The sequence below is a fragment of the Rhizobacter sp. P1_G5 genome (assembly GCF_056405435.1).
Map to the genome: position 1 here is coordinate 1 of NZ_JBFUCB010000254.1, position 7,957 is coordinate 7,957.

The window sequence follows — 7,957 nt, forward strand, 5'->3', positions numbered from 1 at the left end:
ATCTCGTCGTAGACCTTGTCGACCGCCTCGGCATACCAGGCGATGCAGCGCGCGGTGGAGGGCACGTCGACGCTCAGGCTGTACTTGATCGGCTTGCCCATGTCGAGCGTCTCGAGCAGGGCCAGCTCTTCCTTCGCGCCGAGGATCAGCTCGGCAAAGCGCTGCAGCACCTTCTTACGCTGGGCCGGCGCCTTGCGCGACCAGCGGCCGTCGTCGAAGGCGCGGCGTGCCGAGGCCACCGCGGCATCGATGTCGGCCGCCCGGCCGCGCGCCACCTGCGTGAGGGTGCGGCCGTCGAGCGGCGACACGCAGCCGAAGGTCTCGCCGTCCTGTGCCGCGACGCGCTGGCCGTTGATCACGGCGCGGCCGTCGAATTGCAATGCGGCCACGCGTGCTGCCCAGTCGATCGAGCTCATGCTGTCTCCTTCGTCAGGACCTTGATCAGAACGACACCACGACTGACGCGCCCAGCAGGTGGTTGCTCTTCTTGTAGCTGCCGTCGCCGGTGTCCAGGAACACCGGCAGTGTCGCGCGATCGAGCCGGTATTCGGCCTTCAGGGTCGTGTTGCGGGTCCACAGGTAGTTGAAGCCGACCGCCAGCGCATAGCGGTTCGCGCCGTCGTCGCAGCCGTCGACCAGCGCGCCCGGGGCGCAGCCCAGCGCCGGATCCGGGCCGATGCCGTTGCGGTCGTCGGCCACCGAGTACTGCAGCAGCCCGCCGCCGTTCTTCTTGTTGTTGATGTAGTCGGCCCGCACCACGCCCTCGAAGCGCGGCTCGAACTTGTAGGCCGCGAGCGCCGACAGGCCCCACCACTGCGCGTCGCGCAGGCTGCCGTCGGCGGCCGGCACGATCGAGGCATTGCGCTGCCGGCCGAAGCCGACCTGGCCCTGCACCGTCCAGTCGCCGCGGATGAAGTAGCCATCGATCTCGAACAGGTCGAGGCGGGAATCGTCCTGCGGGATCACCTCGAGGGTGGTCGGGTCGATCGCGCTCTCGGAGAAGTTGGCGACCTTGCCATGCACGCCGGCGAAGCCGAAGCCGTTGAACTCGCCCTTCGAGTAGTCGACGCGGTAGGCGAACACCGGCGATTTCTGGTTGGCGCCCTGCTTGGTCTTGTTGTAGTTGGCGATCAGCAGCTTGGTGTCCCACTTGCCGCGGATGAACTCCATGCCGGCGCCGGTGTAGGCGGTCGGCTCGGTGAAGTCGAGCAGCAGGCCGCGCGTGACCAGCTTGGTCTGCGTCGGCTGCACGTACTCGTAGCCTGACCAGTCGGGGATCTGGCCGGCGATGAAGCGGGTCTGCAGGTCGCCGAGCGGGATCGACACCGAGGCCTCGTGCACGATGCTGTTGCCGTCCGGGTCGGCGATCGAGCCGGCCCCGCGGTTGGGCATCAGCGTCAGGCGCCACTTGGTGCCGCCTTCCATCTCCTTCTGGAAATCGAGGCTCGCGACGCCGAAGTAGGAGTTGTCGTAGTTGTAGCCGTCGTCCGAGACGCGGTTCAGGAACTGGAAGCCGGCGCGGTGCTGGTTCTTGTTGTAGATGTAGCTCGGGTCGAAGTAGCCGCTGATCTTCAGGCCCTTCAGGCCCTGGGCTTCCATCCCGTCTTCGAGCGCCTCGGTCTTGATGGCGATGCGGTTGAACTCCTGCACCTGCTCGGGGGTCATGCCCCATTGCTTCTCGGCGGGCTTGCCGTCGGGGCCCGACTTCTCCGCGAGCTTCTTCTCGAGGTCGGCGATGCGCTGCTTCATCGCCTTCAGCTCGTCCATCAACTCCTTGTTCGACTGCGCCTGGGCGGGGGCTGCCCATGCAGCGGCGACGGCCAGCGCCAGGGTCGAGAGCTTCGCGAACTTCATCGGTTTTCTCCTCGGGGTTGGATTCGGGGTGTTCTGGTGTCAGGCGCCACGCTGCGCCGCGTTCATTTCCTGGAGGCGGCGCCGCTCGGCGCGCGCGATGTAGAGGCTGGCCGCCGCGACGCAGATGGCGACGATCACGATGATCACGGTGGCCACCGCATTGACGCTCGGGTTCAGGCCGAGCCGGGCGCGCGAGAAGATCACCAGCGGCATCGTGGTGGCGCCGGGGCCGGACAGGAAGGCCGACACCACCACGTCGTCGAGCGACAGGCTGAAGGTGAGCAGCCAGGCCGACGCGAGCGCCTGGCCGATCATCGGCAGCGTGACCAGCGTGAACACCTGCCAGGGCTTGGCGCCGAGGTCCATCGCGGCCTCTTCGAGCGAGGGGTTCAGGTCCTGCAGGCGGGCCTGCACGACGACGGTGGCGTACGACATGCCGAGCAGCAGGTGGCCGAGCCAGATCGTCATCAGCCCGCGCTCGGGGAAGCCGACGGCCTTCTGCACCGACACCAGCATCAGCAGCAGCGACAGCCCGCAGATCACCTCGGGCATCACCAGCGGCGCGTTGACGAGGCCGTTGAAGAGCGTGCGGCCGGTGAAGCGCCGGTACTTGACGAGCGAGAAGGCGGCGAGCGTGCCGAGCAGGACCGAGCCGCAGGCGCTGAGGAAGGCGATCTTCAGCGACAGCCACAGGCCGGACAGCATCTCGCGGTCGTTGACGAGCTTGCCGTACCACTCGAAGGTGAAGCCGCCCCACACGGTGGGCAGCGGCGACGCGTTGAACGAGTAGATGACGAGCGTGACGATCGGCAGGTACAGGAACACGAAGCCGCCGACGAGCCAGGCGCGGCCGAACCAGGCGGCCTTGGGGTGCACGGTGCCGCTCATCGCCTGCGCTCCTGGCTCTCGACCTGGTACTTGTTGAAGAGGGCGAGCGGGAAGACGATCAGCAGCACCAGCACGACGGCGACGGTGGAGGCCATGGTCCAGTCGTTGTTGCTGAAGAACTCGTCCCACAGCACGCGGCCGATCATCAGCGTCTGCGGTCCGCCGAGCAGCTCGGGGGTGACGAACTCGCCGACGCAGGGGATGAACACCAGCATCGAGCCGGCGATGATGCCGGCCTTGGACAGCGGCACGGTGATGCGCCAGAACCCCTGCCAGGGTGTCGCGCCGAGGTCGGCGGCGGCCTCGAGCAGGCGCAGGTCCATCTTCGCGAGGTTGGCGTACAGCGGCAGGATCATGAACGGCAGGTAGGTGTAGGTCATGCCGATCACGAGCGAGAAGGGCGTGTTCATCAGCTTGCCGGGCACGTCGATCATGTCGGCGCGCACCAGCAACTGGTCCAGGCCGAGCCCGACGACGATGCGATGCACCCAACCGCCTTCCTCGAGCAGGCCTTTCCAGGCATAGACGCGCAGCAGGAAGGACGTCCAGAACGGCAGCATCACCAGCATCAGCAGCGCCGGCTGCAGCGACTGCTTCGCCCGGGCCATGAAATAGGCGAAGGGGTAGCCGATCGCCAGGCAGAGCAGGGTGGTGATGGCCGCGAACTTCAGGCTCGACACGTATGCCTTGAAGTACAGCGCGTCGCCRGTCATGAAGACGTAGTTGCCGAACTTCAGCGTGATCTTCAGTGCGCCATCGGCGACGCTCGTGATGTCGTTCGGCGTCACGGCGCCCATTTCCGACACGCTGTACTTCAGCACGATCAGGAAGGGCGCCAGGAAGAACACCAGCAGCCACAGATACGGAATGCCGATGACGGCGCTTCTCCCTCTCCACCAGCTCGGCGCTCTCATTGCGTCAGCACCACGTGAGCCGAAGGCGACCAATGCGCCCAGACTTCGTCGTCCCAGGTGAGCACGTCGTCGCGATGCCGCTCGGCGTTGTTCTGGCTGACCTTCAGCATCGCGCCGCTGGGCAGCTGGATGTGGAACACCGTGAAACTGCCGAAGTACGCGAGGTTCTTGACCTTGCCGCGGGCTCGGTTGTGCGGCCCGTGCTCGCCGTCGGGTGCCTGGCGCGAGAGCTGGATCTTCTCGGGCCGCAGCGCCACCGTCACCTCCATGCCCTCGGTGCCGGTGATGCCGTGGCCCACGTAGTGCGTGCAATCGGGGCAGGTGATCACCACGTGGTCCGGCTGGTCCTCGGTGACCGCACCGTCCATCAGGTTCACGTTGCCGATGAAGTCGGCCACGAAGCGCGTCGCCGGCGTCTCGTAGATGTCGGCCGGCGGACCGACCTGCAGGAAGCGCCCCTCGCTCATCACCGCGATGCGCGAGGCCATCGTCATCGCCTCTTCCTGGTCGTGCGTCACCATCACGCAGGTCACGCCGACCTCCTCGATGATGTTCACCAGCTCGATCTGCGTCTCCTCGCGCAGCTTCTTGTCGAGCGCCCCCAGCGGCTCGTCCAGCAGCAACAGCTGCGGCTTCTTCGCCAGGCTGCGCGCCAGCGCCACCCGCTGCTGCTGGCCGCCCGACAGCTGGTGCGGCTTGCGCTTGCCGTACTTGGTGAGCTGCACCAGCTTCAGCATCGCGTCGACCCGCTCGGCGATCTCGCCCTTCGGCAGCCGGTCGCGCCGCAACCCGAACGCGATGTTGTCCCACACCGTCAGGTGCGGGAACAGCGCGTACGACTGGAACATCATGTTCAACGGCCGCGCATACGGCGGCAGGCCGGCGAGATCCTTGCCGTCGAGCACGATGCGGCCCGAGGTCGGCGTCTCGAAGCCCGCCAGCATGCGCAGCAGCGTTGTCTTGCCGCAGCCCGACGAACCGAGCAGCGCAAAGATCTCGCCCTTCGCGATGTCGACGCTGACGTGGTTGACCGCGACGGCACCGCCGCCGAAATCCTTCACCACGTCCTCGATGCGCAGGAAACCGGCTTGCGGTGTGCTGGTCATCGCAGCCTCGCTCAGACGCCGGTCTTGAACGAGGTGTAGATGCGCGTCATCGTGCGCCGGATGTCGTTGGTCACCGCATCAGGCAGCGCCATCTTCTGCATGTCGGCATCGCCCGGGAACACCGTCGGGTTGCTCGCCACCTCGGGCTTGATGAACTTGCGCGATTCCTTGTTCGGGTTCGCGTAGAACACCTTGTTCGTCAGCGACGCATGCACCTCGGGCTTCATGATGTAGTTGATGAACTTGTGCGCGTTGTCCGGGTGCGGCGCATCGGCGGGGATCACCATCGTGTCGAAGAACAGCACGCCGCCGGTCTTCGGGATCAGCGCCTCGATCTTCTGGCCGGTCTTGCTGTCGATCGCGCGTTGGCGGGCGATGTTGATGTCGCCCGACCAGCCGAGCGCCACGCAGATCGAGCCGTTGGCCATGTCGTTGATGTAGCCCGACGAGCTGAACAAGGTCACCGACGAACGGATCTTCTTCAGCAGGTCCGGCACCGCCTGGTAGTCGCCGGCGTTGCGCGAGAACGCCGGCTTGCCGAGATAGTGCATCGCGGCCGGCACGATGTCGGTCGGCGAATCGAGGAAGGACACGCCGCACGACTTCAGCTTGCTGATGTACTCCGGCTTGAACACCAGGTCCCAGGCGTTGTCGGGCATCGGCAGGCTGCCGAGCGCGGCCTTCACCTTGTCGACGTTGATGCCCACCGTGGTGTAGMCCCACAGCCAGTCCACCATGTAGTCGTTGCCCGGGTCCAGCTTGGCGAGCGTCGCCTGGGTCTGCGGGTCCATGTTCTTCAGGTTCGGCAGCTTGCTCTTGTCGAGCTTGCGCAGCAGCCCGCCGTCGGCCTGCAGCTTGGCCCAGTACGACGACGGCACGACCACGTCGTAGCCGCTCTTGCCGGCCACCAGCTTCGCATGGACGATCTCGTTGTTGTCGAAGTTGTCGTAGCGCACCTTGATGCCGGTCTCCTTCTCGAAGTTGGCCAGCGTGTCCTCGGCGATGTAGTCGGACCAGTTGTAGATGTTGATGACCTTGTCTTCCTCCTGCGCAACGGCCGCCGTGCCCCACAGCATTGCAGCCACCGCACATCCCAATGCACCGAACACCTGCTTCATGGTCATGTCCTTCGTGTTGAGAGAAATCCGAACCTGAATCGTCGAACGCAAGATCAGAGCCAGCCGCGCTGCCTGACGTCGGCGAGGGTGAGGTCGAGGCACTTGCGGATCAGCGCGACCATCTCGTCGACCTGCGCGATCGTCATCACGAGCGGCGGTGCGACGATCATGCGGTCGCCGACCGCGCGCATGATCAGCCCGTTGCCGAAGCAGTGGCCGCGGCACACCATGCCGACTTCGAGCGCGCTGTCGAACACGCGGTTGGCCGACTTGTCCTTCACCAGCTGCAGCGCACCCATCATTCCGCAGGTCTGCGCCTCGCCGACCAGCGGATGCTCGCCGAGCTCGGCGAAGCGCGCCGCGAGATGCGGCCCGAGCTCGGTGCGCACGCGGTCGACCAGCCCCTCGCGCTGGATCAGCCGGATGTTGGCCAGCGCCACCGCGCACGCCACCGGGTGCCCGGAGTAGGTGTAGCCGTGGTTGAACTCGCCGCCTTGCTCGATCAGCACCTTCGCGATGCGATCGCCGACCATCACGCCGCCGAGCGGGATGTAGCCCGAGGTCACGCCCTTCGCGAAGGTCATCAGGTCGGGCTTGAAGCCCATCGTCTCGCAGCCGAACCAGCGGCCGGTGCGCCCGAACCCGGTGATGACCTCGTCGGACACCACCAGGATGCCGTGCTTGTCGCAGATGCGCTGGATCGCCGGCCAGTAGCTCGAGGGCGGCACGATCACGCCGCCGGCGCCTTGCACCGGCTCGCCGATGAAGGCGGCCACCTTGTCGGCGCCGACCTCGAGGATCTTCGACTCCAGCCAGTCGGCTGCGCGGATGCCGAACTCCTCGCGGTTCATGCCCTGGCCGTTCTCGAACCAGAACGGCTGCTCGATGTGGGTGATGCCCGGGATCGGCAGCCCGCCCTGCGCGTGCATGCCGCTCATGCCGCCGAGCGAGGCGCCGGCCATCGTCGAGCCGTGGTACGCGTTGTGGCGGCTGATGATCACCGTGCGCTCCGGCTGGCCGAGCACGTCCCAGTAGCGCCGCACCATGCGCACGACGGTGTCGTTGCCCTCGGAGCCGGAGCCGCTGAAGAACACATGCTTGAACTGCGGCGGCGTCACCTGCGCCAGCAGCTCGGCCAGCTCTATCGCCGGCGGCGTCGCGGTCTGGAAGAACGAGTTGTAGAACGGCAGCTGCTTCAGCTGCGCGGTCGCCGCGTCGATCAGCTCCTGGCGGCCGTAGCCGACGTTGACGCACCACAGGCCGGACATCGCGTCGAGGATCTTGTTGCCCTCGCTGTCCCACAGGTAGATGTTGTCGGCCTTGGTGATGATGCGCGAGCCCTTGGCCGCGAGCGACTTGAAGTCGGTGAAGGGATGTAGGTAGTGCGCCGCGTCGGCGGCCTGCCAGTCTTTCGTATTGCGCTTGGTTTCAGTCATCGCAAAGTCTCCGGATCTTGTTCACACATGCAGCAGGAGATGCTCGCGCTCCCACGGCGAGATCACCTTCATGAACTCGTCGTGCTCGATCTCCTTGATCTCGGAGTAGACGGTGATGAACGGCTTGCCCAGCACGTCGTGCAGGTCCTTCTCGTCGGCGAGCCAGCCCAGCGCCTCGCTCAGCGAGCGCGGCAGCTGGTACTCCGACAGGTAGGCGTCGCCTTTGCACTCGGCGGCCGGCTCGATCCTGTTCTTGATGCCGAGGTAGCCGCAGGCGAGCGTGGCGGCGAGCGCCACGTACGGGTTCGCGTCGGCGCCGATCACGCGGTTCTCGACGCGCCGCGCCGCCGGCGTCGCCACCGGCGAGCGGATGCCCACCGTGCGGTTGTCGGTGCCCCACTGGATGTTGATCGGCGCCGCGGTCGAGCGCGCGAGCCGGCGGTACGAGTTGACGTAGGGCGCGAACAGCGCCATCGCCGCCGGCGTGTACTTCTGCAGCCCGCCGATGTACCAGAAGAACTCCTTCGACGGCGACCCGTCCTCGTTGCTGAAGATGTTCTTGCCGGTCAGCTTGCTGACGATGCTCTGGTGCACATGCATCGCGCTGCCCGGCTCGTTGGCCATCGGCTTGGCCATGAAGG

The 7,957-nt window shown here is 66.3% G+C and carries 8 protein-coding genes; all 8 read right to left on the reverse strand.

What is annotated here, in order from left to right:
- A partial coding sequence (locus tag AC1D12_RS17795) for an aldehyde dehydrogenase family protein (protein ID WP_477841926.1) occupies positions 1-416 on the reverse strand: 416 nt, incomplete at its 3' end.
- Positions 417-441: 25 nt separating this feature from the next.
- The gene (locus AC1D12_RS17800) at positions 442-1,854 is read right to left on the reverse strand and encodes a DUF3138 family protein (RefSeq protein ID WP_465113594.1); all 1,413 of its coding nucleotides are present in this window, start codon (positions 1,852-1,854) and stop codon (positions 442-444) included.
- Between the two features lie 39 nt (positions 1,855-1,893).
- A complete protein-coding gene (locus AC1D12_RS17805; RefSeq protein ID WP_477827298.1) occupies positions 1,894-2,742 on the reverse strand; it encodes an ABC transporter permease subunit in 849 nt (282 codons plus the stop codon).
- Positions 2,739-3,656 (reverse strand): ABC transporter permease, encoded by a 918-nt coding sequence (locus tag AC1D12_RS17810; protein WP_047512587.1) that lies wholly within the window; start codon positions 3,654-3,656, stop codon positions 2,739-2,741. Before AC1D12_RS17810 ends, AC1D12_RS17805 begins: the two co-directional genes overlap by 4 nt.
- Entirely contained in the window at positions 3,653-4,762 is a 1,110-nt protein-coding gene (locus tag AC1D12_RS17815) for an ABC transporter ATP-binding protein (RefSeq protein ID WP_465113593.1), read from the reverse strand. Before AC1D12_RS17815 ends, AC1D12_RS17810 begins: the two co-directional genes overlap by 4 nt.
- Before the next feature lie 11 nt (positions 4,763-4,773).
- A complete protein-coding gene (locus AC1D12_RS17820) occupies positions 4,774-5,886 on the reverse strand; it encodes a polyamine ABC transporter substrate-binding protein (protein ID WP_477841929.1) in 1,113 nt (370 codons plus the stop codon).
- A gap of 47 nt (positions 5,887-5,933) precedes the next feature.
- Entirely contained in the window at positions 5,934-7,316 is a 1,383-nt protein-coding gene (locus tag AC1D12_RS17825; protein WP_477841931.1) for an aspartate aminotransferase family protein, read from the reverse strand.
- A 21-nt stretch (positions 7,317-7,337) separates the two neighbouring features.
- Positions 7,338-7,957 (reverse strand): type I glutamate--ammonia ligase (locus tag AC1D12_RS17830; RefSeq protein ID WP_477841933.1); only part of this gene is annotated, 620 nt, incomplete at its 5' end.

Bases quoted from the DNA above. Each gene is read 5' to 3' on its own strand.
- AC1D12_RS17800 (WP_465113594.1), bottom strand. From the start codon at position 1,854: ATGAAGTTCGCGAAGCTCTCGACCCTGGCGCTGGCCGTCGCCGCTGCA.
- AC1D12_RS17805 (WP_477827298.1), bottom strand. From the start codon at position 2,742: ATGAGCGGCACCGTGCACCCCAAGGCCGCCTGGTTCGGCCGCGCCTGG.
- AC1D12_RS17815 (WP_465113593.1), bottom strand. From the start codon at position 4,762: ATGACCAGCACACCGCAAGCCGGTTTCCTGCGCATCGAGGACGTGGTG.
- AC1D12_RS17825 (WP_477841931.1), bottom strand. From the start codon at position 7,316: ATGACTGAAACCAAGCGCAATACGAAAGACTGGCAGGCCGCCGACGCG.